This window comes from Pseudomonas sp. MNR3A (genome assembly GCF_009650575.1).
GTDB classification, from domain to species: domain Bacteria; phylum Pseudomonadota; class Gammaproteobacteria; order Pseudomonadales; family Pseudomonadaceae; genus Aquipseudomonas; species Aquipseudomonas machongensis.
In genome coordinates this window covers 280,757-305,855 of record NZ_VZZS01000002.1, presented here as the reverse complement: position 1 = coordinate 305,855, position 25,099 = coordinate 280,757, and the positions used below count along the sequence as shown (strand labels likewise).

The window sequence follows — 25,099 nt, the reverse complement described above, 5'->3', positions numbered from 1 at the left end:
GTTCACTCCGGCAGCAGGCTTTCGCCGGCGAACAGTTCGGCAATGGTCTCGCGGCGGCGGACTTCGAAGGCCTGGTCGCCATCGACCAGGATTTCGGCGCAACGGCCACGGGTGTTGTAGTTCGAACTCATGACGAAACCATAGGCGCCCGCGGACTGCACGGCCAGCAGATCGCCTTCGGCCAGGTTCAGCTGGCGGTCCTTGGCGAGGAAGTCACCGGTTTCGCAGATCGGGCCGACCAGGTCGTAGGCGCGGCCTTCGCCTTCACGTGGCTTGACCGCGCTGACGCCCATCCAGGCCTGGTACAGCGCCGGACGGATCAGGTCGTTCATCGCTGCATCGATGATGGCGAAGTCCTTGTGCTCGGTGTGCTTGAGGTATTCGACGCGGGTCAGCAGCACGCCGCCGTTGGCGACGATGTAGCGGCCCGGCTCGAACACCAGGGCCAGGTCGCGTGCGCCGACGCGTTCACGGATGGCCTTGATGTAGTCGGCCACCAGCGGGGGTTGTTCGTCGCGATAGCGCACGCCAACGCCGCCGCCCAGGTCGAGGTGACGCAGGTGAATACCGCAGTCGGCAAGGCGGTCGACCAGGTCGAGCAGGCGGTCGAGGGCGTCAAGGAATGGGTCGACGGTAGTCAGTTGCGAGCCGATGTGGCAGTCGACACCGACCACGTCCAGGTTGGGCAACTGTGCGGCGCGCACGTAGATGGCTTCGGCATCGGCGATGGCGATACCGAACTTGTTCTCTTTGAGACCAGTGGAGATGTACGGGTGGGTGCCGGCATCGACGTCCGGGTTGACCCGCAGCGAGACCGGGGCGACCTTGCCCATTTCGGCGGCCACCACTTGCAGGCGCTCGAGTTCGTCGGTGGATTCGACGTTGAAGCAGTGCACGCCGACTTCCAGCGCGCGGCGCATGTCTTCACGGGTTTTGCCGACGCCGGAGAACACCACACGGTCGGCCCGGCCGCCGGCGGCCAGCACACGCTCCAGTTCGCCACCGGAAACGATGTCGAAGCCCGCGCCAAGGCGTGCAAGCAGGTTCAGCACGCCGAGGTTGGAGTTGGCCTTGACCGCGAAGCACACCAGGTGCTCGACGCCTTGCAGGGCGTCGGTATAGCTACGGTACTGGCCCTCGATGTGGGCGCGCGAGTAGACGTAGGTGGGCGTGCCGAAACGTTCGGCGATGGCCGACAGGGCCACGCCTTCCGCGAACAGTTCACCGTCGCGGTAGTTGAATGCGTCCATTGGATTTCCTTACTGCTCTGGCGACTGCTCTGGCAGCGATTCTTCGTCTTGCGGGGCGGCCTTGGCCGGCTGCGCGTGCTGGTGCGACGACTTGCGTGCGCTCTTGCCGTCCTTGCCGTCTTCAGGCAGGTACAGGGGGCCTTTCTGACCGCAGGCCGAAACGAGGCAGGCTACAGCGACCAGCGCCGCAATGGAGGAAATCAGGCGCTTCATGGGTGAAATCCTTTGAAATAAGCAGTATTGCGCCCGAGTATACCGAGCGACCAGCGGATTGCCTATGCAAGGGCCGGTCCGTCGGGCGGGCCAGGCTTGCTGGCTGTGAGGGTTGGGCTCGGTGCTGCCGGTCGCTAGTCTTTGCAATCAGCGCCCAGCGGTCGTATCGTGCCCGGCTTGCGTGTGTGCAGCCATTTTCGAGGTTCCTGCAATGAGTTTGAGCGAAGCGCGTTTCCACGACCTGGTCGACGCGACCCAACAGGCCCTGGAGGATCTGTTCGATGAGACCGACCTGGATCTGGACATGGAAAACTCCGCCGGTGTCCTGACGATCAAGTTCGACAACGGCAGCCAACTGATCTTCAGCCGCCAGGAGCCGCTGCGTCAGCTGTGGCTGGCCGACCGCTCGGGCGGTTTCCACTTCGACTATGACGAAGAGAGCGGCAAGTGGGTCTGCGAGAAGAGCGAAGAACTGCTCGGTGAGATGCTTGAGCGCATCGTCTGGGAGCGAGTCGGCGAGAAGCTGGACTTCGACGAGATCTGAGATGAGCGAGCAACCGCGGCCGCCCAAGCCGCTCTACAGCAACGTCAGCCCGGCCGTGCCTTCGCCGTGCATCAGCGTCTGCCGTCTCGACGAGCGTCGGGTCTGCACCGGATGCATGCGGCATGTGGAGCATATCCGTGAATGGCGTTCGGCCGATGACGAACGGCGGCGGCAGATCTGCCGCGAGGCCGATGCGTTGAGGGCTTCGACGCCACAGGCTTGAGTATTTGCCCGGCTGTGGTAGTGTCAATCCGGTACTGGCCGCGCCAGAAGCATTCTCAAACCCCGCCCTTGGGCGGGGTTTTGCTTTATCTACAGCTTGAAATACTTCGTTGAAAGGAGTCTGACTGGACCATGAGCACCAAGCCTTCCCTCATCCTCACCCGACTGGACGTGCAGCGTCTTGAGCGTCTGCTCGACAGCCTCGACGAAAGCACGCCGGGTGTGCTCGCCCTGCAGGACGAGCTGGACCGCGCCGAACAGGTGGTCGGCCACGAGGAGGTCCCGGCGGGCGTGGTGACCATGAACTCGCGCGTGCACTGCCGCGAGGAAGCCACCGGCAAGGATTATCACCTGACCCTGGTCTACCCGAAGGATGCTGGCGTGGAAGGCAACGTCTCGATCCTGGCGCCGATCGGCTGTGCGCTGCTGGGGTTGTCGGTGGGCGACCAGATCGACTGGCCGGCGCCGGGTGGCAAGACGCTCAAGCTCAAGCTGCTCGAGGTGGAATACCAGCCTGAAGCGGCGGGTGATTTCGACCTCTGAACGGCATCACCTACAAACCAGCCTGTAGCTGCTCCAGCCCATCATTGAGCGACTGCTCCAGTTCGCGTTTGTAGCGCAGGAACAGCACCGTCGAGCCCTGTTCGTCCTCAAGCAGTTCGGACAGATCCAGGTCGGTGATGTAGCAGCGGTAGTTCCCGGCGCTGCGGCGCTGGCGCAGAATCTGCCGGGCGACCACGGCATACAGCTGGTCGCCGTGATCGAGCTGGGAAAACTCCTGCTGGTCGCAATACAGCGTGACATGCACGTCATCTCCCGCGCCTGCCTGGAGAATCGCCTGCACTTCGTAGTACGGCTGGCCGCCCGCGACCTGTGGCGCGGGCCGAGGCTCCAGGGCACGGCATTTGCCTGGGCCGTTGGGCAGTAGCTGGTAGTAGAGGATGTCCAGCGCGGCCTGTTGCAGGCTGTCGAGTGGCAGTTGGGCATCGCGGCGTACCACGACCGACTGCAGAAAGCGTTGCAGGGGCAGCAGCAGGTGGCTTTCGTCCTGCAGTGGCAGCCGCTGCTGCCAGAGTGCGTTGTACTCGTCGAGTACGTAGAGTTCGGCCCAGCCTTCGTGCAGGCGATAGAACACCTGGATGCAACCCGGCTGGCCCTGCTCCAGCACCAGCGGCAGGTCGTGGTCCTGCAGGGCGTTGGCATCGAGGTACAGCGGGCTGTACTGGCTGCGCTCCTCGCCGAGGTGGGCGAGCACGGCATCCTGGTCGTCCAGGGTAGTCAGGCTGACCTGGCCGGGCACCAGGTCCAGCACATGGGTGTGCTGCGCCACCTGCAGCAGGTAGCGGTGGTTCAGGCCCTGATCCAGCAGCGACTGCACGGTCTCGAAGATGTCCTCGACGCGCTGGGCGATCGCTTGCGCGCGGTTGTGGCAGAAACAGCGCACCCGTAACCGCGGACGCTGCGTGCGTGGGCCTTGGCTGTTGAGAAAATCACGCAAGCAGCGCATCAGCGCGTGCTCGCCGTCGTAGCGCTGCACCAGCACTTCGTTCCAGCTGTTCAGGGTGATCTGGTCGAAGGTCAGCACCAGGTTTTCGCGCACCCCGGCATAGCTCAGCGAGTCGGTGCGCTCGGTGGTCATCAGGATGTTCAGGTCGCGGTGATGACGCAGCGGGTCGATGCCAACGTTGACCAGCAACAGGATTTCGTCGGCCACGCTTGGTTGCAGGAGGCGGATTTCGCTGACGGTTTCCAGCGGTAGCGCGATGGTCTGCTGCAGGCTTCCCAGCAGGTTGAACAGCTCGAATTCGCTCAGGTCGCTGACACCAGGGTGCAGAGCCAGGCGGGTGCTGCTGTCGATGACGCCGTTGCGGTGCGCCCAGGTCAGCAGTTCGAGCAGTTCGCGGCAGCGTTTGATCGGGCTGAAATGTTCCCACTCGTGCACGCCCAGGTTGCCGTTGTACAGGCCCCAGTGGTGGGTGCCTGGCTCCTTGCGGTTGGGCGACTGGACGAGGGTGAGCGTGTCTTCGGCGACGTCCGGGGCGATGCCCGGGTTGATGACCTCGATCTTGCCGGCGCGGCGCTCGAAGGCCGCGTACAGGCGCCGGCCCAGCACGTTGAGGTCGCGTTGATCGGCGCGGCTGCTGGCGTTCTGGTCGCGGGCGAACTGGCTGAGGAAGCGGTAGCTGTAATTCAGCTCGGACACCAGCTCGCGACGCTCGACCGCCACCTGGCGGACCTTCCACTGGCTGCGGCTGTCGAGCAGGGCCAGTTGGCGCTCGTCCCAGCCCCACTCCTCGGTCAGGCGCTCCAGGAGCTGGCGCTGCCAGCCGGTGCTGCGTGTGCGGGCCAGGGCGCTGAGCTTCTTGTTGACCTTCAGGTAGAGGCTGCGTCGCACCAGCTCCAGGCGCGCGTGCTCGCCGCGGCGCTGCAGGTACTGCTCGATCCGCCGGTAGACCATGACATAAGGGTCCAGCTCGTCGAGGTCCAGGCGGTTGGCGAACACCGCACGTTTGTAGTCCAGGCTCAGGCAGCGCACTTCGGGGTGCTCGCTGGCGTAGACCTCGGTCAGCAGCAGCTTGAGCAGCGATTTGTAGGGCGAGTCGATGCCCTTGAACAGTTGCCACAGCCCGGCGCCGACGAACTCACCCGGCGGGATGTGCGCCAGGTGGCCGAGGTCGAGGTCGTCCTGGGAGCGAATGAAGCGCTTGGACAGCAGCGTCTGGGTGTAAGCCTGGTAGTTGTGCTCTTCGTAGACCGGCACCAGCCACCACAGCGGCGTGCGTCCGGCCAGCCAGATCGCCGTGCGATAGAACTCGTCGAGCAGCAGGTAATGCTGGGTGGTGCCGCAGTCGTCCGAACTGAGCTGGCTGTCGCGTTCGCCCTGGACAAAGCCCTGGGGCTCGATCAGGAAGAAATGCGCCTCGGCGCCTTGGGTAGCGGCCCAGGCCTCGAGCAACTGGCATTTGCGCCGCAGCTCGGCCAGGGCGCCCTCGCCAATCCCCGGCGCATGACAGACCCACAGGTCCATGTCGCTTTGCTCGGCCTGGGCCAGGGTGCCGAGGCTGCCCATGAGGAACAGCCCGTGAATCGGCCGTGGCGGGTTGCCGTGGCGGGCCTTGTAGGTGAAGGAGCGGGTCAGGCGCTGGGCCTCGGCCAACAGATCGGCGTCCGGCTCGAAGCCCGAGACGCCCGCTGGCGTGCTGCCCGACACATAGCCCGGCAGCAGCGGATGATTGACGTGGAAGAACAGCGGCAGCAGCGTCAGTACCTGCTGCTGGCGGCTGGACAGCCCTTCCATGGCCCGCTCGAGACGCCCCTGGTTCAGCTGGAGAAAGCGCCCGCGCAGGGTCGACAGCACCTTGCGGTCGATACCGTCGTGCAGATCGGGGCGAATTTCATGGGGGTGGTTCATGACGCACTCAGACAGGCCGGGGGAGCACCGGCGAGTTTAGCCTGAGTGGCGAGGTCGGATAAGAGGGTGAGTGGCATTTTGACGCCATTTTTCCAGCGCCCAAGAAAGTGCGGTGTCTTTACGGGCCTCATCGCGGGACAAGCCCGCTCCCACAGATCCCACCAGACCCTTGAAAACGGTGCTGCACCTGTGGGAGCGGGCTTGTCCCGCGATGAGGCCGGTGCAGTTATGCAGGCTGTGGGTTTTTCAGCACATTCAACAGCAACTGCACGCTCTCCACCGCATCGTGTCCCAGGCTGGTCAGGTAACCGCCGTCTGGCTGATCGGTGAGTTGCTTGTCATGCAGGCGTTTGGCCGCAGCGACCAGGGCTGGCGAGGCATTGGCGTGAATCTTGATCCCTTCCTGGCTGCTGTCGAGGTTGAACAGCGCAAGGACTTCCAGTTCGGCGACCAATTCGGGGGTAAAGGACATGGGGCGACTCCTGACTTCTCAGACGAGGATGGAAGTCAGGAGTGTAGTCAGGCTTCGTCGTCGTCGCCTTGATTTGCCTCAGGTGGCAATTCGGGCAGGGCACGCAGGGCATTTTCGTACCACTCGGTATCGAATGCGCGGTCCTCGGTGAGCAGCGCGTCGATCTCGATGGCCAGCACGTGGGCCATGAGGTTGAGGATGTCTTCGCGTTCGTAGCCGACCAGGGTCAGCTTATTGAAGGTGGCCTTGGCCGCAGGCGGATTGCCGCTCTCGATCTGGTTCTCGATGGCCTGGGTCAGCGTCGCCTCGGCGAATTCTTCGTCGTCGTTTTCGATGTCGGTGGGTTCGCTCATGGCGCTACTCCTGTGATGAAAGCGACAGTGTGCCATGCCTGTGTCGGCAATGCCCGGTCATCGACGCGCGCCATGATGCTGGTCAGGGGGTGGCCAGGCGGCTATAACAGCCAGGCCAACCCCTTACGGCCTGGAGGCTGTCGTTCATGCTCAAGCTCTACGGATTCGCGGTCAGCAACTACTACAACATGGTCAAGCTGGCCCTGCTCGAAAAAGGCGTGCCCTTCGAGGAAGTGCCGTTCGTTTCCGGGCAGACACCCGAGGTGCTGGCCATCAGCCCGCGTGGCAAGGTTCCGGTGCTGGGAACCGAACACGGCTTTCTCAGTGAGACAAACGTGATCCTCGATTACATCGAGCAGACCCACCCCGAGCATCCGCTGCTGCCCAGTGATGCATTCGGGCAGGCCAAGGTGCGTGAGTTACTCAAGGAGATCGAGCTGTACATCGAGCTGCCAGCACGTACCTGCTACGCCGAAGCGTTCTTCGGCACGGCGGTGGAGCCGCTGATCAAGGAGCGGGCGCGCAGCGAGCTGCTTGCAGGTTTTGCCACGCTCAAGCGCAACGGCAGGTTCGCGCCTTATGTCGCTGGCGAAAAGCTGACCCTGGCTGACCTGATGTTCTGCTTCTCGGTCGACCTGGCGTGTGCGGTAGGCAAGAAGGTGCTGGGGATCGATTTCCTGGCGGACTTCCCCCAGGCAGCAGCGCTGTTGGGGAAGCTGCGCGAGCATCCGCACATGGCGCGGATCGTGGCGGACAAGGAAGCGGCGATGCCGAGGTTCATGGAGATGGTGCGGAACAAGCGGTGATGGGAAGAAGGGCCGCTGTGCGGCCCATCACGGCACAAGGCCGCTTCACAGGGTTCGAGGTGTCCTGTGGCAGCGGCCTTGTGTGGTGATTCGAGGGCGAGGCCCTCGGTACGCGCTTAGCGGGAAGCCAGCAGCGCCTTGCCACGCGCCACCGCTGCACGCACTTGTGCCGGCGCGGTGCCGCCGATGTGGTTGCGCGCGTTCACCGAGCCTTCCAGGGTGAGTACGGCAAACACATCCTGCTCGATCTGATCGCTGAACTGACGCAGCTCGTCCAGGCTCATCTCGGCCAGGTCCTTGCCGGTGTCGACGCCGTACTTCACGGCGTGCCCGACAATCTCGTGGCAGTCGCGGAATGGCAGGCCGCGACGCACCAGGTAGTCGGCAAGGTCGGTGGCGGTGGAGAAACCACGCAGCGCCGCTTCACGCATGATTGCGTGCTTGGGCTTGATCGCCGGGATCATGTCGGCAAAGGCACGCAGCGAGTCGCGCAGGGTGTCGGCGGCGTCGAACAGCGGTTCCTTGTCTTCCTGGTTATCCTTGTTGTAGGCCAGCGGCTGGCCTTTCATCAGCGTGAGCAGGCCGGTCAGGGCGCCGAACACGCGGCCGGTCTTGCCACGCACCAGCTCCGGGACGTCCGGGTTCTTCTTCTGCGGCATGATCGAGCTACCGGTGCAGAAGCGATCAGGCAGGTCGATGAACTGGAACTGCGCACTGGTCCACAGCACCAGCTCTTCGGAGAAGCGCGACAGGTGCATCATCGCCACGCTGGCGGCCGCACAGAATTCGATGGCGAAGTCACGGTCCGAGACGCCGTCCAGCGAGTTGCCGGCCACGGCTTCGAAGCCCAGCAGCTTGCAGGTCAGCTCACGGTCGATCGGGTAGGTGGTGCCGGCCAGCGCCGCGCTGCCCAGCGGCATGCGGTTGGCGCGCTTGCGGCAGTCGACCAGGCGCTCGTAGTCGCGGCTGAGCATTTCGAACCAGGCCAGCAGATGGTGGCCGAAGGTCACCGGCTGGGCGGTCTGCAGGTGGGTGAAGCCGGGCATGACGGTTTCGGCTTCGCGCTCGGCCTGCTCCAGCAGACCCTGTTGCAGGCGGGTGATCTCGTCCAGGATCAGGTCGATCTCGTCACGCAGCCACAGGCGGATGTCGGTGGCGACCTGGTCGTTGCGGCTACGGCCGGTGTGCAGTTTCTTGCCAGTGATACCGATGCGGTCGGTCAGGCGCGCCTCGATGTTCATGTGCACGTCTTCGAGGTCGACACGCCAGTCGAACTGACCCGCTTCGATTTCACCCTGGATGGTTTGCAGGCCATCGATGATGGTGTCGCGCTCGGCGTCGGAGAGTACGCCGACCTGCGCCAGCATGGTGGCGTGGGCGATCGAACCCATGATGTCGTGACGGTACAGGCGCTTGTCGAAATCGACCGAGGCGGTGAAACGGGCGACGAAGGCGTCGACGGGCTCACTGAAGCGGCCGCCCCAGGACTGGTTGGTCTTGTCGGTGCTCATGGATCCACTCATAGAAGGCGTGAATGAAAAAGTGGCGCCGATCATAGCAGGGTTGGGCTTCGCTAAGCAGGGCGCCGGTCGCGAGAAATTGCCGGTGTACGCCGGGTGGCGGGCGCCACAGGATATTCAACGATTGAACGGCAGTGTTCCACGGACCGTCTACAGTTGGACAGAGGACTGGCAGCGATTCTGCCAGACCAGTGAATCTTTGGCCTTCGCATGGGTCTGTAGCGTGACCGTTACAACGGTCACCGACTCCTGTCTACGCTTGTACCCACTGCGAGACTCACTCAGGAATCCAGCGCAATTATGAATGTCCTGATCGTTGATGATGAACCCCAGGCCCGCGAGCGCCTGAGCCGACTGCTTGGTGAGCTCGAGGGCTATACGGTGCTTGAGCCCAGTGCCACCAATGGCGAGGAGGCCCTGGCGCTGATCGATAGCCTCAAACCCGATGTCGTCCTGCTGGACACCCGCATGCCGGGCCTCGATGGCCTGCAGGTGGCGGCGCGTCTGTGCGAACGCGAGGCGCCACCGGCGCTGGTGTTCTGCCTCGATGACGACGAGCAGGAGGCATTCAGCCAGAGCGCCCTCAGCCATGTAGGTCGCACGACCCAGCCCCAGGCCCTGCGCGATGCCCTGCGCAAGGCGGAAAAACCCAACCGCACCCAGCTCGCCGCCCTGACCCGCCCGTCCACCGAAAGCGGAGGCGGCCCGCGTAGCCATATCAGTGCGCGAACGCGCAAGGGTATCGAGCTGATTCCCCTGCCCCAGGTGATCTACTTCATTGCCGACCACAAGTACGTGACCCTGCGCCACGAGTCTGGCGAGGTGCTGCTGGACGAGCCGCTGAAATCGCTGGAAGACGAATTCGGCGAGCGCTTCGTGCGTATCCATCGCAACGCCCTGGTGGCCCGCGAGCGTATCGAGCGCCTGCAGCGCACACCGCTGGGGCATTTCCAGCTGTTTCTCAAAGGCCTCGACGGCGATGCCCTGACTGTCAGCCGCCGGCATGTGGCCGGTGTGCGCAAGATGATGCAGACGCTCTGACCGAGGTGAATGCCGGCCGCTGCCAGGGATGGCGGGCCAGGTGATGACCTGGATCTGCTAGCGAGGCTGGCGGAGCTGTTATCATCGGCGGCATTTCTCTGCTTCGGGGCGTTACATGTCCACTCGCGAAATCCGCATTGCCACCCGTAAAAGTGCCCTGGCCCTGTGGCAGGCCGACTATGTCAAAGCTCGCCTTGAGCAGGCCCATCCGGGCCTGGTCGTGACACTGGTGCCGATGGTCAGCCGCGGCGACAAGCTGCTCGACTCGCCCCTGGCGAAAATCGGCGGCAAGGGCCTGTTCGTCAAGGAGCTGGAAACCGCCCTGCTCGACAACGAAGCCGATATCGCCGTGCATTCGATGAAGGATGTGCCCATGGACTTCCCCGAAGGCCTGGGCCTGTACTGCATCTGCGAGCGCGAAGACCCGCGCGACGCCTTCGTTTCCAACACGTTCGACAGCCTTGAGGCGCTGCCGGCCGGCAGCGTCGTCGGCACCTCCAGCCTGCGCCGCCAGGCCCAGTTGCTGGCGCGCCGCCCTGATCTGGAAATCCGCTTTCTGCGCGGCAACGTCAATACCCGCCTGGCCAAGCTCGACGCCGGTGAGTACGACGCCATCATCCTGGCTGCCGCAGGCTTGATCCGCCTGGGCTTCGAAGACCGCATCACCTCCAGCATCAGTGTCGATGACAGCCTGCCGGCCGGTGGCCAGGGGGCTGTCGGTATAGAGTGTCGCAGCGCCGACCGCGAGATCCACGCCCTGCTGGCGCCGCTCAACCACCCCGATACCGCTGACCGCGTGAAGGCCGAGCGGGCGATGAACAAGCACCTCAACGGTGGCTGCCAGGTGCCGATCGCCTGCTATGCCGTGCTTGAAGGCGATCAATTGTGGCTGCGTGGCCTGGTCGGCCAGCCCAGTGGCGGGACGTTACTGATGGCAGATGCCCGCGCCCCGCGTGCCGACGCCGAAACCCTGGGCGTGCAGGTGGCCGAAGACCTGCTGGGGCAGGGCGCCGAGGCGATCCTCAAGGAAGTCTACGGCGAGGCCGGCCATCCGTGAGCGGCTGGCGCCTGCTGCTGACCCGCCCCGAAGAGGAGTGCGCGGCTTTGGCGCAGAGCCTGGCTGCTGTCGGAATCGCCAGCAGCCGCTTGCCCTTGCTGGCGATCGACCCGCTGACCCTGGATCAAACGGCCCAGGCGCGACTGGCCGACATCGGCCAGTACCAGGCGATCATCGTGGTGAGCAAACCCGCAGCGCGCCTGCTGCTCGAGCGGCTTGCCGACGAGGGCATCGCGGCGCCGCTTCAGGGCTGGTTCACTGTGGGGGAGGCGACGGCACGCATTCTCCAGGCTGCCGATCTGCAGGTGACTTTCCCTACAGCGGGTGATGACAGCGAGGCCTTGCTCGGTCTATCTGTCCTGCGAGAGGCTGTCGCAGTTCCTACAGCACGCGTCCTGATTGTCCGCGGTGTCGGTGGTCGTGAATGGCTGGCCGAGCGTCTTGGTGAGCAAGGTGCTAGTGTCGATTATCTGGAACTGTATGAACGTCGCCTGCCGGATTATCCCCCAGGCAGCCTGATGCGCCGGATCCAAGCGGAACGCCTGAACGGGCTGGTGGTCAGCAGTGGGCAGGGTTTCGAACACCTGCTCCAGCTGGCCGGTGCGGATTGGCCGCGTCTGGCGGGGCTTGCGCTGTTCGTGCCAAGCCCGCGCGTGGCCGAACAGGCCAGGGCGGCAGGCGCCCAACAGGTTGTGGATTGCCGTGGCGCGAGCGCCGCGGCCTTGCTGGCAGCCGTGCAGCGCAGCGCTGCACCTGCCTCCTAAGGCGTCGAGCGGATTGCGACGACGCCCCCATGCAAAGGATGGATACGTGAGCGAGACTGTCTTGTCCAACAACGAACAACCTTCGGCGATCGATGCGCCGCAGACTCCCGTCGAGCAACCGGCCAAGCGCGCCGGCAATGGCCTGGCCCTGCTGGCGCTGTTGATCGGCGCCGCCGGTGTGGCCGTCGGTGGTTGGGGCGCATGGCAGGTGCGCCAGCTGCAAGGCAGCGAGCAGGGGCAGGGCGAGCATATCGAGGCGCTGAACCAGCGCGCCGAAGCGCTGCAACAACGCCAGCAGCAATTCGGCTCGCAACTCGCGACCTTGCCCGCAGCCAGCGAACTCGAAGACCGCCGCCGCCTGGTGGCACAGTTGCAGAGTGACCAGCAAAGGCTCAGCCAGCGCCTGGAAACCGTGCTTGGCGAAAGCCGCAAGGAGTGGCGTCTGGCCGAGGCCGAGCATCTGTTGCGCCTGGCCACCCTGCGCCTGTCGGCGCTGCAGGACATCGCCAGTGCCAAGGCGTTGGTCGAAGGTGCCGACGAGATCCTGCGCGAGCAGAGCGATCCGGGCGCCTTCGCGGCGCGCGAGCAACTGGCGCGCAGCCTGGCGACGCTCAACAGCACCCAGCAACCCGACCGTACCGGATTGTTCCTCAAGCTCGCCGCCCAGCGCGAGCAGGTACAGCAACTGAGTGCCCAGTCGCCTGAATTCAACAGCGATGCCGATGCCCTTGGTGCGCTGACCGCCGACGGCGATGGTGCAAGCCGCCTGTCCCGGTGGTGGGCAGAGATTTCCAAGTACTTCCAGATCGATTTCGACGCCGACCAGAACGTACGCCCGTTGCTGGCCGGGCAATCGCTCAACCAGCTGCGTCTCGCGCTGAGCCTTACCATCGAGCAAGCCCAGTGGGCGGCGCTCAATGGCCAGGCCAAGGTCTACAGCCAGGCGCTGGACGATGCGCGCAGCGTGCTGCTGGCCAACTTCAACCCGGACAACCCGCAAAGCAAGGCCATGCTCGACAGCCTCAACGCACTGGCCGAGCAGCCCGTCTCGGTGGTCGTGCCTGACCTGAGCGAAAGCCTCGCCGCCGTGCAGGCCTATATCCAGCGGCGCCATCTGCCGGCCGAAGGCGAAGGGGGCAAGCCATGAAGCGTGTCTACCTGCTGGCGGTGGTGGCGATCGTCATCGCCGCGGCCTTGGGCGTTGCCATCGCCAAGCACAGTGGCTACGTGCTGATCGCCTATGGCGGCTTCCGTTACCAGTCTGGGCTGTGGGCGGCGCTCGCGGCACTGGTGGTGCTGGTGCTGGCGCTGCTGTTGCTGCGTTACCTGGTCGGCCTGGTGCTGGCCTCCAGCGGGGTGGTCAACCCTTGGTCGCGACGCAATCGCAGCCGACGTGTGCGTATCGCCATCGAGCAGGGCCAACTGGACCTCGCCGAAGGTCGTTGGGCCAGCGCTCAGCGCCACCTGCACCGCGCCGCCGAAGCCGAGCGTCAACCCTTGCTGTACTATCTCGGCGCCGCCCGCGCGGCCAACGAGCAGGGGCGCACCGAAGACAGCGACAACCTGCTCGAGCGCGCCTTGGAGCGTCAGCCCCAGGCGGAGCTGGGTATCGCCCTGACCCATGCGCAGCTGCAGATGGACCGCGGCGACAGTGGCGGTGCCCTGGAAACCCTGCTGGCGATGCAGGCACGGCATCCGCACAACGCCCAGGTGCTGCGTTTGCTGCAGCGGTTGCACCGCGAGCGCGGTGACTGGCCGGCGTTGATCCGCCTGCTGCCGGACCTGCGCAAGGGCAAGGTGCTGCCGGGCAACGAGCTGGCCGAGCTGGAGCAGCGTGCCTGGGGCCAGAACCTGACGCTGGCCGCAACCCGGGGCGAGGACTCTCAAGCCGCCCGCCAGTCGCTGGAGCGCGCCTGGCAACAGCTCACCTCGGCCCAGCGCCAGGAGCCGCAACTGGTGCTGGCCTATGCCGAGCAACTGCGCCAGGTCGACGCCCAGGGTGAAGCCGAGCAGGTGCTGCGTACCGCGCTGAAGCGTCAGTTCGAGAGCCACCTGGCGCGCCTTTATGGCCTGGTGCGCGGCGATGACCCGGCGCGCCAATTGCAGACCGCCGAAGGCTGGCTCAAGGATCATCCCCAAGACCCTAGCTTGCTGCTTACCCTGGGTCGCCTGAGCCTGCAGAACCGCCTATGGGGCAAGGCGCGCGACTACCTCGAAAGCAGCCTGCGCATGGAGCGTAACCCGGAAACCTGCGCCGAGCTTGCGCGGTTGTTGGCTGGGTTGGGCGAAACCGAGCGCAGCAACCAGCTGTTCCAGGAGGGCCTTGGCCTACTGGACGAGCGCTTGCTGGCCTTGCCGTTGCCTGAGGGTGTGCACGCTTCCTGAGCTCGCCTTGGCCACTGCGTAGCCCAATCGCAACACCAGGCACCTGCTGCCTGGTGTTGCGATCGGGCACATCCAATGGGCTATTTCCCGTGGCAGTGGTAGGACGGAGTTTGCCCAGTGGCCAAGCTTCGGATATCTCCTACCAAGATCCGAAAACTTTCCCTTTGAATCAGCGACTTGTCCCAGCTGTAGTAACTTGAAACAGTGATCCTCTTTCCTCTACCGTTTCAAGCCCCTACTGCTCTTCCGGGATTTCCATCACTCATGTCGCTGGCTCGCTCGCGCTCCTTGTTCTTTGCAGCCTTCTTCGCCTCGCTCGCCACCTTGAGCGGGGCGAGTTTGCTTGAGAACTGGCTCGGCCTGGTTCCGTGCCCCCTGTGCCTGACCCAGCGCCTGTTGCTGGGGCTCTACGCCCTGGTCTGCCTGTGCGCCATGCTGCATGCCCCGGGTGCAGCCGGCATGCGTGTCTATGCGTGGCTGGCAGGTGGTTTTTCCTGTGCCGGTGTCGCGCTGGCGTCACGACAGGTGTGGCTGCAAGGTGAGTGGCTTGCGGTTACCCCCGAACCTTTCGCGCATACACTCCAGCGCTCCTGGCCAGAGGCGTTGGAGCGTCTGCTGATCGGCGGCTCCGAATGTGTTTCGATCAGCTGGAGCTTCCTCGACCTCACGCTCCCCGAATGGAGCCTGATGGCCTTCCTGCTGCTGACGGCGCTGCCCTTGTACTACCTGCTGGCGTATCGTTTCCGCAACCCTGGCGGCAGTTGACCCAGCGCAATTGCGCGACCAATGGTCCCGTGCATGGGCATCAAACGCTTGTATGAACTTAGTCCACTGCGTACCTTGATGGTCAGCACGCGCGGGAATAATCTCCCCTGCACGCACATTGAAAACATACGGTTCGATGCCGCTCTGCGGATGTCACCTTTGTGTCGCGCAGTTGTGACGCGAGGTGCAGCGGCATCTGCCCAGCTAGGGATGAGACTGCCATGCTCGATAGTTGCCAGAACGCCCAGGAACGATGGGGTGGGGTTCACAAGCTGATCGACCGTTGGCTGGAGGAGCGTCATGAACTGGTGCAGGCCTTCCGCGCACTGCGCGATGCCAAGCCAGCCTTCGCCGACAAGGACAAGAACCGCGACTTCTGCGCGATCCTGGTCGACTACGTGTCGGCCTGGCATTTCGAGGTCAGCGAGCAGTTGGTCACTGAAGCAAAGGCTTTCGGCGACGAGCAGGCGCTCAAGCTGGCCGAGGAAATCAACCCCCGGATCAATGACATCACCCAGATCGCTCTGGCTTTCAATGACCATTGCGAGAAAGGCGAATGCACGGATACCGAGCGTTTCGCCGATAAGCTCGGCAAGCTGGGCAGCCTGTTGCATGAACGCTTCGAGCTCGAAGACTGCCTGATCGAAGTGCTGCACAACGCGCACAAGGAAGAGGATGCGGTACAGGCCTGACGGCCTGTCTCAGTCGCCAACTGCCAGCAGTTCGATCTCGAACACCAGCGGGGTATAGGGCGCGATCAGGTCGCCCGCCCCATCGGCGCCATAAGCCTGCGCCGACGGAATCACCAGTCGCCACTTGGCGCCTGTCTTCATGTGTGGCAATGCCACCTGCCATCCTTCGATCACCGAGCCCAGGCTGAACCACTGCGGTTGCTGGCTCTGGTCGAACACCGAGCCGTCCGGCAGCTTGCCGACATACCGAACCTGCACTTTCCCACCCGCCTTGGGTTGCGCGCCGCTGCCGCTGGCCAGCTCGCTGTAGAGCACACCCTCGGGCAGTTCGTGCACGCCGTTGCGGGCGCGCTCGTTGGCCATGAAGCGTTTTTCTGCGACCAGCAACTTGTCGACCTGCGCCTGCTGTGCGGCAGCGTTGGCTTGCTCGTCATGCTGTTGGAGGATCGCCTGCATGCGCGTCTTGTCGATGCGCGGCGGCTGGCCTTGGTAGGCCTGGCGCAGACCCTCGACCAGCTCATCTAGCTGCAGGTCGGGCATCTCCTGGCGCAGGCGTTCGCCAAGGCTTGCGCCGAGGCTGTAGGCCAGGTCCTGGTCATTGGCGGGGGGCGTTTGAGGGGCGGCCAGGGCAGAGGCTGCCAACAGGCTCAAGCCGAGAATCAGATAACGAGGCACGGGCAACTCCTGCGGCGATGAAGGCGAAGTATGCCAGCCTTTGTTGTCGGGCCAATGTGTAAATGTCAGCAATCATTTAATCGACTACTACACTTGCACCGAGCTGCAAGATAACAACTTTGCCCAGGCATGCAACGCGGCGCAAACAATACTGTCAACATGCCCTAGCGGCGGTAGCAGCAGAAGCATAGTATGAGCCGCAATCTCGTCAGCCAGGAGGTAAGCCATGTCGGCCAAAAAGAAGCCCGTCAGTACGCCGTTGCATCTGCTCCAGCAACTTTCCGGTAGCCTGCTCGAACATCTGGAAGAGGCTTGCTCGCAAGCGCTGGCGGATGCAGAGAAACTGCTCGCCAAGTTGGAAAAACAACGCGGCAAGGCGCAGGAGAAACTGCACAATGCCCGCCTGAAGTTGCAGGACTCTGCCAAGGCCGGCAAGGCCAAGGCACAAAGCAAGGCCCAAGGGGCAGTCGGTGAACTTGAAGCACTTCTCGATTCGCTGAAAGATCGCCAGACCCAGACGCGTACCTATATTCAGCAACTCAAGCGTGATGCCCAGGAGAGCCTGAAACTGGCCCAGGGTGTTGGCAAGGTGCGTGAAGCCGCTGGCAAGGCACTCGGCCTGCGTGCGGCAGCCAAGCCTGCGACCAAGGCTGCTGCAAAACCTGCTGCAAAACCTGCCACCAAGGTCGCGGCCGCCAAGCCTGCCACCAAGGCTACTGCTGCCAAGCCCGCCGCCAAGGCACCCGTGAAAACCGCCGCTGCCAAGCCTGCTGCTAAAGCCGCCGCCAAACCGGCCGCTGCCAAGGCTCCGGCCAAAGCGGTAGCCGCCAAGCCTGCTGCGAAAACCGCTGCGGCCAAACCTGCTGCTACCAAATCTGCTGCCAAACCTGCTGCTGCCAAGGCCCCGGCCAAGCCAGCAGCCAAAGCAGCTGCGGCCAAACCTGCGACCAAGCCAGCTGCTGCCAAGCCGGTTGCCGCCAAACCAGCAGCCAAACCGGCAGCCGCTAAACCTGCTGCCAAGCCCGCTGCTGCCAAAGCTCCAGCCAAAGCCGCCGCCAAGCCGGTTGCAGCCAAGCCTGCAGCGGCTGCCAAACCAGCAGCTAAACCAGCAGCCAAGCCAGCGGCAGCCAAACCTGCCGTGAAGCCAGCAGCGGCAAAACCGGCTGCGAAACCGGCAGCCAAACCCGCCGCGAAACCTGCCGCGAAACCTGCCGCCAAGCCAGCTGCCACCAAGGCTCCTGCCAAGCCTGTCGAAGCCAAGCCCGCAGCTCCTGCTGCCAGCAGCACTCCGGCTTCTCCAGCGCCATCGGCTCCGGCCAGCACCCCGGCTCAGTCGCCGTCTTCGGCGTCCTGAAGCGCTCTGGCCGCGGCGCGCAACTGATGCAGCGCGTCGTGGTCACGGGCCTGGTCCGGCGCTAGCCGCTCCAGCCAATCGTCGGCGTGTCCGTCCGGGCTCGCCGACCACTTTGCGGCGCACGTCTGCAACCGCGCCAGCAAGGCTCGCTCCGCCTCTAGTTCCAACCCTTTCACCTGCTCCCGTAATGCCGCCAGGTACGGATCGCCTTGTGCCTGTGCACGCCACGCCTGACGCAGCGTGCGCAAGGGTGTAACCACCTCTTGCTGCCAGGGGCCGGCTACTTGCCGTAGTGCTTCCACTCGCCGCGCATCGGGGGCTACCCGCCGTGCCTGCAGCCAGGTGCCGCACAGCAGCAGGCAGACATCGCCGCCCAAGGCCTGCAAGGTCAGGCAGGCATTCTCGACCCCTGGACGGCCGTAGAGGGCCAGGGCGTGGTTCCACAATTCGCTGTGCATGATTCGACTCGCGCCAATGATCGAGTGGCCTGTGTGGGCCACCCGGAAGCTGATAGACTCCGCGACCATCATGATCAGACTATCCAACCTCACTTTACAGCGTGGTCCTCAGCGCTTGCTAGAAGGCGCCGAGATGACCCTGCACACCGGTCACAAGGCCGGCCTCATCGGCGCCAACGGCGCCGGCAAATCCAGCCTGTTCGCCCTGCTGCGCGGTGAGTTGTCGCCCGACGCCGGCGATTGCCAGATCCCCGCCGATTGGCGCATCGCTCACATGCGTCAGGAGGTCGACACCCTCGATCGCCTGGCGGTGGACTATGTGCTCGACGGCGACCTGCGCCTGCGCAAGGTTCAGGCTGACCTGGCCGCTGCCGAGCAGGCCCATGACGGCACGGCGCTGGCGCGCCTGCACAGTGAGCTGGACAGTGCCGATGGCTACACCGCCGACGCCCGCGCCCGCAAGCTGCTGGCCGGGCTGGGCTTCACCGCCGAGCAGATGGACCGCCGCGTCGGCGACTTCTCCGGTGGCTGGCGGATGCGCCTGAACCTGGCCCAGGCGCTGATGTGCCCGTCCGACCTGCTGTTGCTCGACGAGCCCACCAACCACTTGGACCTCGACGCGATCCTCTGGCTCGAAGACTGGCTCAAGGGTTATCCGGGCACGCTGCTGCTGATCTCCCACGACCGCGACTTCCTCGATGCCGTGGTCGACCATGTGCTGCATGTCGAACAGCGCAAGCTCAATCTCTACAAGGGCGGCTACAGCGCCTTCGAGCGCACCCGCGCCGAGCGTCTGGCGCAGCAGCAGCAGGCTTACGAGAAGCAGCAGGCGCAGCGCGCGCACATGGAAAAGTACATCGCCCGCTTCAAGGCCCAGGCCACCAAGGCCCGCCAGGCGCAGAGCCGGATCAAGGCCCTGGAGCGCATGGAGGAGCTGTCGGCAGCGCACGTCGACTCGCCGTTCGACTTCGTCTTCCGCGAAGCCCACAAGATCTCCAGCCCCCTGCTCGACCTCGCCGAAGGACGCCTGGGTTATGGCGACAAGACCATTCTCGAGAAGGTCAAGCTGCAACTCACCCCCGGTGCGCGCATCGGCCTGCTCGGCCCGAACGGTGCCGGCAAGTCCACCTTGATCAAGAACCTGGCCGGCGAACTCGAACCGCTGTCCGGGCGCCTGGCGCGTGGCGAGAACCTCGCTGTCGGCTACTTCGCCCAGCATCAGCTCGACTCGCTGGACGACAAGGCCAGCCCGCTGCTGCATCTGCAGCGCCTCGCCCCGGCAGAGCGCGAGCAGACCCTGCGCGACTTCCTCGGCGGCTTCGACTTCCGTGGCGATCGCATCGACGAGCCGGTGGTCAACTTCTCCGGTGGCGAGAAGGCCCGCCTGGCCCTGGCACTGATCGCCTGGGAGCGGCCGAACCTGCTGCTGCTCGACGAACCGACCAACCACCTCGATCTGGAGATGCGCCTGGCCCTGACCATGGCGTTGCAGGAGTTCGCCGGTGCCGTGGTGGTCGTGTCCCACGACCGTCACCTGCTCAAGAGCACCACCAACGACTTCCTGCTGGTGGCCGATGGCAAGGTCGACACCTTCGATGGCGACCTGGACGACTACAGCCGCTGGCTGATCGACTACCGCCAGCGCACCGCCCCGGTCAGCAACACGCCGGTCAACCCGGACAAGACCGACAAGAAGGCCCAGCGCCAGGCCGCCGCCGCCCTGCGTCAGCAACTGGCACCGCACAAGAAGGCCGCCGACAAGCTGGAGACCGAACTGGGCCAGGTGCACGCGCAACTGGCCGAGATCGAGACCGCGCTGGGCGACAGCGGCCTTTACGACGCCGCCCGCAAGGATGAGCTGCGCGACCTGTTGGCCCGCCAGACCAAGCTCAAGCAGCGCGAAGGCGAGCTTGAAGAGGCCTGGATGGAGGCGCTGGAAACGCTGGAAAGCATGCAGGCCGAGCTGGAGGCGCTGTCCTGATGGAGGAGCTGCGCTCGCTGTTGCCGGGGCAATGGATGGATGCGTTCTGGCTGGGCTTGCAGATCCTGCTGATCCTGGCGCTGGCCTTCGTGCTGCAGCGCGTTGTCGCCCGCACCTTGAGCCGTCTTGGCCAGCGCTACCCGCTGCCGCCGGAGCTGCTGGTGCCGGTGCGCGGCGGTTTACGCTGGCTGATCATGGGCAGTGCGCTGCTGTTCGTGCTGGAGCGCATGGGGGTGTCGGCCACGGTGTTGTGGACGGCGCTGTCGGGCTTCGTCGCGGTGGCGGCGGTGGCGTTCTTCGCGATCTGGAGCGTGCTGTCGAACCTGCTGTGCGCGGTGCTGATCTTCACCGTCGGGCCGTTTCGCATTGGCGACGTGGTCGAGCTGGTCGATACCCTCGACAAGCCGGGGGTGAAGGGACGGGTGATCGCCATCAACCTGCTGTACACCACGCTGATGGAAACGCCGGAGGCGGGTGGGGCGCTGGTGCAGGTGCCCAACAGTCAGTTCTTCCAGAAGTCGGTGCGGCGCTGGCGGGGGACTGAGGTGCAGGGCGCCAACAACGGTACATCGGCCGAGACTGATTGAACCTCTGCCGACCCTGTCGCGGGGCCGGCCAAGGCACAGAAAAAACCAAGGCCTCGCCACAAATTCCACTGGTTATTTTTTCACCAAAACCTTAGCTTAACGTTTTGCAACATTCGTTCGAGCGAGGTGTGTGATGTCGATGGAAACCTGGTTGGCCTTCTTTGCCGCGTGCTGGGTCATCAGCCTGTCGCCGGGGGCCGGGGCCATCGCCTCGATGTCCAGCGGCCTGCAATACGGTTTCTGGCGTGGCTACTGGAACGCCCTGGGCCTGCAACTGGGCCTGATCGTGCAGATCGCCATCATCGCCGCCGGTGTCGGCGCGATCCTCGCCGCATCGGCTACTGCCTTCCAGATCATCAAGTGGTTCGGTGTCGCCTACCTCGTGTACCTGGCGTACCGGCAATGGCGTGCGCTGCCGATGGACATGAGCGAAGAGTCTGCCGTGCGCCCTATCGGCAAGCCATTGAGCCTGGTGTTCCGGGGCTTTCTGGTCAACGTCAGCAACCCCAAGGCGCTGGTGTTCATGCTCGCGGTATTGCCGCAGTTCATCGACCCGCACCAGCCACTGCTGGCGCAATACCTGGCGATCACCGCGACCATGATCAGCGTCGACATGCTGGTGATGGCAGGTTACACCGGCTTGGCCTCGCGGGTGCTGCGCCTGTTGCGCACGCCGAAACAGCAGAAGCGCCTGAACCGTACCTTCGCGGGGCTGTTCATCGGTGCGGCGACCTTCCTCGCCACCTTGCGTCGCGCGCCGATCTGATCGTCCGGTCATGCCATGAAGGGGCCCACAGCGGCCCCTTTTTTCATGGTGCAGCGCATTCGATCGAGTCAGGGTGGGGTCTACGCTGTCTAGTGGTAGGCAATTCAAACCAGGCCAAGCCGGAGGCATGCACCATGGACGCACCGATTCATCCGTTCTCTGAAATCTTCAAGCAACTGGGCCTTGATGACGACCCGGTGGAGATCGACCGTTTCATCACTACCCACTCGCCGCTGGACGATGGCGTGAAACTGGTGGATGCGCCGTTCTGGAACGATTCCCAGCGCGCGTTCCTCAAGGAAAACTACATCGCCGATTCCGATTGGATAGTCATGATCGATCAACTGAACGAGGCGCTGCACCCACGCAAGCAATAAAGCGCCGAGCGGCACCTGATGGTTGATTTCAGCGTTGCTATGCTCAGGAAAACAAAAAGGGGATAGCGCGATGAAAGATCCCTACGCACCAGGCTTCTGGTGCACCGTGATGATCCTGGGCACCCTGACGGCTGGCTACTTCTACGGTATCCGGCACACCCATCAGATGAACCAGGCGGTGCAGTTTCTGTATGCCGCCGCTGCGGTCACCGCGGCGGTGGCCCTCTGCGGCCTGGCGTGGATCGCCTGGCAGCAGTTGCACCTGAACAAGCGTGAAGTGGCCCAGGGCCGAACGCTGGTGGCCATCTGGAACACCAAGGTCGCCCTGCGTCGGGTCGAAACGGTGTTCGACCGCTATTTCTGGGGCAGCTACTGGCATTCCGGACGCACCTTCGAGGAGGTCATGGGCGAGCTCAAGGGCACGCCGCTGGATCAGTGCCTTGATGCGCTCAAGCGCCAATGTCGAGCGCTGGACCGGGAGGTGCACGATCACCATCACCACTGGCTGGCCAATGCCCGTGACCTGTCGAGTGTGGCCACGGCCATGGCGCGCGAGCGGTATCAGCTCGACCTGTGCGACCCGCAGGGGCGTGACGGTGGTAATACCGCGGTGCTCAATCGTGACCTGGAGGTGTTGGTGTACACCTGGTCGGCGCGTCTGCGCAGCTTCGACCATCAGCTGGACGAGCTGGAGCGCGCCTACCACTGAACCGGCGGCTCATTCGCCGCGGATGTACTGTTCCAGTTGCAGGATCAGGTTGGCCTGTTCGGCAATGGTTTCCTTGACCAGGTCGCCGATCGACAGCAGGCCCAGCAGTTGGCCATTGTCGACCACCGGCAGGTGGCGCAGGTGACGGTTGGTCATCAGGTTCATGCAGTACTCGAGGTTCTGCTTGGGATCGACGGTGACCACCGGCGAACTCATGATCTCGCGTACGGGCGTGGCTGCCGACGAGCGGCCCTTGAGCACCAGCTTGCGCGCATAGTCGCGTTCGCTGACGATGCCCACCACTTGTTTGTTCTCCACCACGGGCAGCGCGCCGATGTTCTTTTCTGCCAGCAGCTTCAGCGCCTCGAGCACCGAGTCGTCAGGCCCTATGGTGTAGACGGTCTGGTGCTGGGACTTGGTCTTGAGAATCTGTTCGACGTTCTTCATGGGGGCCTCGTGGGTGGAAAAAGCGCTGTCCTGGATTAAATAAAGCATCCGGGACCGCGCTCTGCACGGCAATGCAGGAAACGGCATCGAGGCGATTGAAAAACGTCATTGGTCGCAGCGCACGAGGGCCGACGGGCGGCCCTCGCCGGGAGTCGCTCAGAGCTTGGGCATCTGCCCGATCCGCGCGACCATTTCGCTGATCACCTGCAGGTCGAGCATGAACTGCTCCACGGTCTTGAACTCGTTGTCGTTGTGGCCGGTGTACTTCACGCCGGGCATCGACAGGCCGAACTGTACGCCGTTGGGCAAGTCGTGCACCGAGGTGGCGCCAGCAGAGGTGCCGAACTCATGGGGCAGGCCGAGGTTCTCGGTGGCCACATCCAGCAGCGCCTTCACCCACTCGCCTTCGGGGTTGCGGTACATCGGCTCGTCCAGGGTGTACTCGAAGGCCACCGAGGTGTGGCTGGTACGCGCCCAATCACCGAGCTTGTCAGCCAACTCGTCCTTGATCGTGTCGATCGGCTTGCCTTTGGGGATGCGCAGGTTCACCGCCAGCTTCAGGGCTTTCTGGTCCAGGCCGACGTAGGTCAGCGAGGCGGTCAGCGGCCCCATGAAATCGTCCTTGAAGCCGACCCCCAGTTTGGTGCCCAGGTAGTCCAGCCCCCAGTTGTCGGCGGCGTAGCGTGCGGCATCGGTGATGTGGTTGTGCTTGAGCGGCACGCGATCGCCCAGGCCGTTGAGGAAGTCGAGCATGCGTGCCACCGGGTTGACCCCTGACTGTGGCGAAGAGGAGTGCGCGGAGACGCCGGTCACGGTCAGGATCACCTGCTTGCCGGAGACCACGGTGTCGATCTTGAAGTCCTTGCCGTTGGCCTTGCGGTACTCGTTGCCAGCCTTTTTCAGACGCCGGGCCAGATCGGCCGGATGGTCACCGATCAGCGTCGCCACCGAGGTGGTGGGGATCTGGTTGGTGGCCAGGCCGCCTGTGAGGTTGATCACCTCTGCGCCCTTGCCTTCACCCGCGCGCTTGCTGAAGCTGGCCATGACGGTGCCATAGCCCTTTTCGGCGATCACCACCGGGTAGCCGCCATCCAGCGCCAGGTTGTAGTCCGGCGTGGCGTTGCGGGCGAAGTAGTAGGGAATGGCGTCGCCGGAGGTTTCTTCGGTGGTATCCACCAACAGCTTGAACTGACGCGCCAATGGCAGCTTCTCGTCCTTGGCGACCTTCAGTGCGTAGAGCGCGACGACGATGCCGTTCTTGTCATCCTCGGTGCCACGGCCGTACATGCGATCACCCACCAGGGTGACCTTGAACGGATCGAGGCGCGTGCCGTCTTCCAGCTTCCAGTTGTCCGGATTGACCGGCACCACGTCGGCGTGAGCATGGATGCCGATCACTTCCTTGCCTTCGCCGAGGGTGATCTCGTAGACGCGGTTGTCGATGTTGCGGAACTCAAGGCCGAAGCTTTCGGCCAGTGCCTTGATCTTGTCGGCGATCTTGTGGAATTCAGGGTTCTCGTGCTGTGGCAGGCCCTCGACCTGGAAGGTCGGGATCTCTACCAGCTCGCGCAGGGTCTCGGTGGCGGCCTTGCCGTACTTGATGCGGGTGTACAGGCCCAGCAGGCGGTTGATTTCGTTCTGCTGCTCGGCGGCGAGCGGTTTGCCAGCGAGATAGGCCTTGAGGGTTTCGTCGAGCTTGTCGGCCTTGGCCAGTTCGCTGTTGGCCAGCTTGTCGATGAATTGCTTGAAGTCGGCCGGGTCGCTGCCATCGTAGGCCTTGAGGATGGCGGCAGACTGTTGCGGGTTGAGGTTGGCGTGGGCTGGGATGGCGAACAGCGCAAGGCTGGCGAGCATTACGGAGACGGCAGAAAGCTTGGGCAAGGGCATGGGTAAGCGCATTCCTTCGCGAAGGGTTTAAAAGGGATGTCCATTGGTAGGAAACATGCCCACGCTAACACCAATGGGCGGTGTCGGGGGAGTGGCGGGAACGCGACGTGGCGCACAAACGAAAAAGCCCCGGGAGATTTCCCGGGGCTTTCGGAGATGGCGCACTCGGCGGGATTCGAACCCACGACCCCTGCCTTCGGAGGGCAGTACTCTATCCAGCTGAGCTACGAGTGCAACGCGGCGCAATGATACCCATCTGCGCCGGTGGCGTCCATCGCCTTGATCCGTGGGTGTTTTTCCCGGGGGACCGGCGCTGCCTGCTTCGCGGGCAAACCCGCGAAGAGGTCACCAGAGTACTGGAT

The 25,099-nt window shown here is 64.1% G+C and carries 27 protein-coding genes and 1 tRNA gene; 17 read left to right on the top strand and 11 right to left on the bottom strand.

Annotated features, from left to right (window positions below):
• Positions 1 to 2: 2 nt before the first annotated feature.
• Positions 3 to 1,250 carry a diaminopimelate decarboxylase gene (gene lysA / locus F6X62_RS01645; RefSeq protein ID WP_151925471.1) on the bottom strand — a complete coding sequence of 416 codons (1,248 nt, stop codon included), beginning with the start codon at positions 1,248 to 1,250 and terminating at the stop codon, positions 3 to 5.
• Between the two features lie 9 nt (positions 1,251 to 1,259).
• The gene (locus F6X62_RS01640; protein ID WP_054891604.1) at positions 1,260 to 1,463 is read right to left on the bottom strand and encodes a lipoprotein; all 204 of its coding nucleotides are present in this window, start codon (positions 1,461 to 1,463) and stop codon (positions 1,260 to 1,262) included.
• A 211-nt stretch (positions 1,464 to 1,674) separates the two neighbouring features.
• Between F6X62_RS01640 and cyaY the strand changes: the two genes are divergently transcribed.
• The 3 genes from cyaY to rnk all read left to right on the top strand — a co-directional run bounded on the left by cyaY (position 1,675) and on the right by rnk (position 2,772).
• A complete protein-coding gene (gene cyaY / locus F6X62_RS01635; protein WP_054891605.1) occupies positions 1,675 to 2,007 on the top strand; it encodes an iron donor protein CyaY in 333 nt (110 codons plus the stop codon).
• Between the two features lies 1 nt (position 2,008).
• Positions 2,009 to 2,230, top strand: a complete 222-nt coding sequence (locus F6X62_RS01630) for a DUF1289 domain-containing protein (RefSeq protein WP_054891606.1) — start codon at positions 2,009 to 2,011, stop codon at positions 2,228 to 2,230.
• A 131-nt stretch (positions 2,231 to 2,361) separates the two neighbouring features.
• Positions 2,362 to 2,772, top strand: coding sequence for a nucleoside diphosphate kinase regulator (gene rnk / locus F6X62_RS01625; RefSeq protein ID WP_054891607.1), 411 nt, complete (start codon positions 2,362 to 2,364; stop codon positions 2,770 to 2,772).
• Between the two features lie 10 nt (positions 2,773 to 2,782).
• Here rnk and F6X62_RS01620 read toward each other — a convergent pair whose 3' ends face one another.
• The 3 genes from F6X62_RS01620 to F6X62_RS01610 all read right to left on the bottom strand — a co-directional run bounded on the left by F6X62_RS01620 (position 2,783) and on the right by F6X62_RS01610 (position 6,466).
• Positions 2,783 to 5,641 (bottom strand): class I adenylate cyclase, encoded by a 2,859-nt coding sequence (locus F6X62_RS01620; RefSeq protein ID WP_153772502.1) that lies wholly within the window; start codon positions 5,639 to 5,641, stop codon positions 2,783 to 2,785.
• A 226-nt stretch (positions 5,642 to 5,867) separates the two neighbouring features.
• Positions 5,868 to 6,113, bottom strand: coding sequence for a TIGR02647 family protein (locus F6X62_RS01615; RefSeq protein WP_112897099.1), 246 nt, complete (start codon positions 6,111 to 6,113; stop codon positions 5,868 to 5,870).
• A gap of 47 nt (positions 6,114 to 6,160) precedes the next feature.
• Positions 6,161 to 6,466, bottom strand: coding sequence for a hypothetical protein (locus F6X62_RS01610; protein ID WP_054891610.1), 306 nt, complete (start codon positions 6,464 to 6,466; stop codon positions 6,161 to 6,163).
• A 146-nt stretch (positions 6,467 to 6,612) separates the two neighbouring features.
• Between F6X62_RS01610 and F6X62_RS01605 the strand changes: the two genes are divergently transcribed.
• Positions 6,613 to 7,272 carry a glutathione S-transferase gene (locus F6X62_RS01605; protein WP_153772501.1) on the top strand — a complete coding sequence of 220 codons (660 nt, stop codon included), beginning with the start codon at positions 6,613 to 6,615 and terminating at the stop codon, positions 7,270 to 7,272.
• 116 nt (positions 7,273 to 7,388) lie between these two features.
• Here F6X62_RS01605 and argH read toward each other — a convergent pair whose 3' ends face one another.
• Entirely contained in the window at positions 7,389 to 8,783 is a 1,395-nt protein-coding gene (argH, locus tag F6X62_RS01600) for an argininosuccinate lyase (protein ID WP_063542128.1), read from the bottom strand.
• A 309-nt stretch (positions 8,784 to 9,092) separates the two neighbouring features.
• On the opposite strand from argH, the gene F6X62_RS01595 reads away from it, so the two are divergent.
• The 7 genes from F6X62_RS01595 to rsd all read left to right on the top strand — a co-directional run bounded on the left by F6X62_RS01595 (position 9,093) and on the right by rsd (position 15,496).
• Positions 9,093 to 9,833: a LytTR family DNA-binding domain-containing protein gene (locus F6X62_RS01595; RefSeq protein ID WP_054891613.1), complete on the top strand. Its 741-nt coding sequence runs from the start codon at positions 9,093 to 9,095 to the stop codon at positions 9,831 to 9,833.
• Positions 9,834 to 9,948: 115 nt separating this feature from the next.
• Complete coding sequence (gene hemC, locus F6X62_RS01590; protein WP_153772500.1) at positions 9,949 to 10,890, top strand: hydroxymethylbilane synthase; 942 nt, start codon at positions 9,949 to 9,951, stop codon at positions 10,888 to 10,890.
• Positions 10,887 to 11,654 (top strand): uroporphyrinogen-III synthase, encoded by a 768-nt coding sequence (locus tag F6X62_RS01585; protein WP_063542134.1) that lies wholly within the window; start codon positions 10,887 to 10,889, stop codon positions 11,652 to 11,654. Before hemC ends, F6X62_RS01585 begins: the two co-directional genes overlap by 4 nt.
• 46 nt (positions 11,655 to 11,700) lie before the next feature.
• Positions 11,701 to 12,801 carry a uroporphyrinogen-III C-methyltransferase gene (locus tag F6X62_RS01580; RefSeq protein ID WP_054891616.1) on the top strand — a complete coding sequence of 367 codons (1,101 nt, stop codon included), beginning with the start codon at positions 11,701 to 11,703 and terminating at the stop codon, positions 12,799 to 12,801.
• Positions 12,798 to 14,039: a heme biosynthesis HemY N-terminal domain-containing protein gene (locus F6X62_RS01575; RefSeq protein WP_153772499.1), complete on the top strand. Its 1,242-nt coding sequence runs from the start codon at positions 12,798 to 12,800 to the stop codon at positions 14,037 to 14,039. The genes F6X62_RS01580 and F6X62_RS01575 overlap by 4 nt, the downstream gene beginning before the upstream one ends.
• A 264-nt stretch (positions 14,040 to 14,303) precedes the next feature.
• Positions 14,304 to 14,804, top strand: coding sequence for a disulfide bond formation protein B (locus F6X62_RS01570; RefSeq protein WP_153772498.1), 501 nt, complete (start codon positions 14,304 to 14,306; stop codon positions 14,802 to 14,804).
• 221 nt (positions 14,805 to 15,025) lie between these two features.
• Entirely contained in the window at positions 15,026 to 15,496 is a 471-nt protein-coding gene (gene rsd, locus F6X62_RS01565) for a sigma D regulator (protein WP_153772497.1), read from the top strand.
• A gap of 9 nt (positions 15,497 to 15,505) precedes the next feature.
• On the opposite strand, the gene F6X62_RS01560 is transcribed toward rsd, so the two are convergent.
• Complete coding sequence (locus F6X62_RS01560; RefSeq protein ID WP_153772496.1) at positions 15,506 to 16,171, bottom strand: FKBP-type peptidyl-prolyl cis-trans isomerase; 666 nt, start codon at positions 16,169 to 16,171, stop codon at positions 15,506 to 15,508.
• A gap of 226 nt (positions 16,172 to 16,397) precedes the next feature.
• Here F6X62_RS01560 and F6X62_RS01555 point away from each other — a divergent pair, with 226 nt between their 5' ends.
• Positions 16,398 to 17,525, top strand: a complete 1,128-nt coding sequence (locus tag F6X62_RS01555) for an AlgP family protein (RefSeq protein WP_153772495.1) — start codon at positions 16,398 to 16,400, stop codon at positions 17,523 to 17,525.
• On the opposite strand, the gene F6X62_RS01550 is transcribed toward F6X62_RS01555, so the two are convergent.
• Entirely contained in the window at positions 17,501 to 17,983 is a 483-nt protein-coding gene (locus F6X62_RS01550) for a TIGR02444 family protein (protein ID WP_153772494.1), read from the bottom strand. The two genes, F6X62_RS01555 and F6X62_RS01550, sit on opposite strands and share 25 nt — an antisense overlap.
• Positions 17,984 to 18,053: 70 nt before the next feature.
• Here F6X62_RS01550 and F6X62_RS01545 point away from each other — a divergent pair, with 70 nt between their 5' ends.
• From F6X62_RS01545 to F6X62_RS01525, 5 genes are all read left to right on the top strand, one after another.
• The gene (locus tag F6X62_RS01545; protein WP_063542148.1) at positions 18,054 to 19,964 is read left to right on the top strand and encodes an ATP-binding cassette domain-containing protein; all 1,911 of its coding nucleotides are present in this window, start codon (positions 18,054 to 18,056) and stop codon (positions 19,962 to 19,964) included.
• Entirely contained in the window at positions 19,964 to 20,551 is a 588-nt protein-coding gene (locus F6X62_RS01540; RefSeq protein WP_054891622.1) for a mechanosensitive ion channel family protein, read from the top strand. Before F6X62_RS01545 ends, F6X62_RS01540 begins: the two co-directional genes overlap by 1 nt.
• Before the next feature lie 133 nt (positions 20,552 to 20,684).
• Entirely contained in the window at positions 20,685 to 21,317 is a 633-nt protein-coding gene (locus F6X62_RS01535; protein ID WP_054891623.1) for a LysE family transporter, read from the top strand.
• 134 nt (positions 21,318 to 21,451) lie between these two features.
• The gene (locus tag F6X62_RS01530; RefSeq protein ID WP_054891624.1) at positions 21,452 to 21,694 is read left to right on the top strand and encodes a DUF2789 domain-containing protein; all 243 of its coding nucleotides are present in this window, start codon (positions 21,452 to 21,454) and stop codon (positions 21,692 to 21,694) included.
• A gap of 70 nt (positions 21,695 to 21,764) precedes the next feature.
• Positions 21,765 to 22,403 (top strand): hypothetical protein, encoded by a 639-nt coding sequence (locus F6X62_RS01525; protein WP_054891625.1) that lies wholly within the window; start codon positions 21,765 to 21,767, stop codon positions 22,401 to 22,403.
• 9 nt (positions 22,404 to 22,412) lie between these two features.
• Here F6X62_RS01525 and F6X62_RS01520 read toward each other — a convergent pair whose 3' ends face one another.
• The 3 genes from F6X62_RS01520 to F6X62_RS01510 form a co-directional block, all read right to left on the bottom strand.
• Entirely contained in the window at positions 22,413 to 22,850 is a 438-nt protein-coding gene (locus F6X62_RS01520; protein ID WP_063542152.1) for a CBS domain-containing protein, read from the bottom strand.
• A 156-nt stretch (positions 22,851 to 23,006) separates the two neighbouring features.
• On the bottom strand, positions 23,007 to 24,737 hold the full coding sequence (locus F6X62_RS01515) for a dipeptidase (protein WP_153772493.1): 1,731 nt from the start codon (positions 24,735 to 24,737) through the stop codon (positions 23,007 to 23,009).
• Positions 24,738 to 24,894: 157 nt separating this feature from the next.
• A tRNA-Arg gene (locus F6X62_RS01510) sits at positions 24,895 to 24,971 on the bottom strand.
• Positions 24,972 to 25,099: the final 128 nt, after the last annotated feature.

What these genes read in the sequence shown, in the direction of transcription:
- F6X62_RS01595 (WP_054891613.1), top strand. Translation starts at nt 9,093, where the DNA reads ATGAATGTCCTGATCGTTGATGATGAACCCCAGGCCCGCGAGCGCCTG.
- rsd (WP_153772497.1), top strand. Translation starts at nt 15,026, where the DNA reads ATGCTCGATAGTTGCCAGAACGCCCAGGAACGATGGGGTGGGGTTCAC.
- F6X62_RS01620 (WP_153772502.1), bottom strand. Translation starts at nt 5,641, where the DNA reads ATGAACCACCCCCATGAAATTCGCCCCGATCTGCACGACGGTATCGAC.
- F6X62_RS01640 (WP_054891604.1), bottom strand. Translation starts at nt 1,463, where the DNA reads ATGAAGCGCCTGATTTCCTCCATTGCGGCGCTGGTCGCTGTAGCCTGC.
- argH (WP_063542128.1), bottom strand. Translation starts at nt 8,783, where the DNA reads ATGAGCACCGACAAGACCAACCAGTCCTGGGGCGGCCGCTTCAGTGAG.
- F6X62_RS01530 (WP_054891624.1), top strand. Translation starts at nt 21,452, where the DNA reads ATGGACGCACCGATTCATCCGTTCTCTGAAATCTTCAAGCAACTGGGC.
- cyaY (WP_054891605.1), top strand. Translation starts at nt 1,675, where the DNA reads ATGAGTTTGAGCGAAGCGCGTTTCCACGACCTGGTCGACGCGACCCAA.
- F6X62_RS01515 (WP_153772493.1), bottom strand. Translation starts at nt 24,737, where the DNA reads ATGCCCTTGCCCAAGCTTTCTGCCGTCTCCGTAATGCTCGCCAGCCTT.
- F6X62_RS01550 (WP_153772494.1), bottom strand. Translation starts at nt 17,983, where the DNA reads ATGCACAGCGAATTGTGGAACCACGCCCTGGCCCTCTACGGCCGTCCA.
- F6X62_RS01605 (WP_153772501.1), top strand. Translation starts at nt 6,613, where the DNA reads ATGCTCAAGCTCTACGGATTCGCGGTCAGCAACTACTACAACATGGTC.
- lysA (WP_151925471.1), bottom strand. Translation starts at nt 1,250, where the DNA reads ATGGACGCATTCAACTACCGCGACGGTGAACTGTTCGCGGAAGGCGTG.
- F6X62_RS01575 (WP_153772499.1), top strand. Translation starts at nt 12,798, where the DNA reads ATGAAGCGTGTCTACCTGCTGGCGGTGGTGGCGATCGTCATCGCCGCG.
- hemC (WP_153772500.1), top strand. Translation starts at nt 9,949, where the DNA reads ATGTCCACTCGCGAAATCCGCATTGCCACCCGTAAAAGTGCCCTGGCC.
- F6X62_RS01535 (WP_054891623.1), top strand. Translation starts at nt 20,685, where the DNA reads ATGTCGATGGAAACCTGGTTGGCCTTCTTTGCCGCGTGCTGGGTCATC.
- F6X62_RS01630 (WP_054891606.1), top strand. Translation starts at nt 2,009, where the DNA reads ATGAGCGAGCAACCGCGGCCGCCCAAGCCGCTCTACAGCAACGTCAGC.
- F6X62_RS01615 (WP_112897099.1), bottom strand. Translation starts at nt 6,113, where the DNA reads ATGTCCTTTACCCCCGAATTGGTCGCCGAACTGGAAGTCCTTGCGCTG.
- F6X62_RS01525 (WP_054891625.1), top strand. Translation starts at nt 21,765, where the DNA reads ATGAAAGATCCCTACGCACCAGGCTTCTGGTGCACCGTGATGATCCTG.
- F6X62_RS01555 (WP_153772495.1), top strand. Translation starts at nt 16,398, where the DNA reads ATGTCGGCCAAAAAGAAGCCCGTCAGTACGCCGTTGCATCTGCTCCAG.
- rnk (WP_054891607.1), top strand. Translation starts at nt 2,362, where the DNA reads ATGAGCACCAAGCCTTCCCTCATCCTCACCCGACTGGACGTGCAGCGT.
- F6X62_RS01540 (WP_054891622.1), top strand. Translation starts at nt 19,964, where the DNA reads ATGGAGGAGCTGCGCTCGCTGTTGCCGGGGCAATGGATGGATGCGTTC.
- F6X62_RS01570 (WP_153772498.1), top strand. Translation starts at nt 14,304, where the DNA reads ATGTCGCTGGCTCGCTCGCGCTCCTTGTTCTTTGCAGCCTTCTTCGCC.
- F6X62_RS01520 (WP_063542152.1), bottom strand. Translation starts at nt 22,850, where the DNA reads ATGAAGAACGTCGAACAGATTCTCAAGACCAAGTCCCAGCACCAGACC.
- F6X62_RS01545 (WP_063542148.1), top strand. Translation starts at nt 18,054, where the DNA reads ATGATCAGACTATCCAACCTCACTTTACAGCGTGGTCCTCAGCGCTTG.
- F6X62_RS01610 (WP_054891610.1), bottom strand. Translation starts at nt 6,466, where the DNA reads ATGAGCGAACCCACCGACATCGAAAACGACGACGAAGAATTCGCCGAG.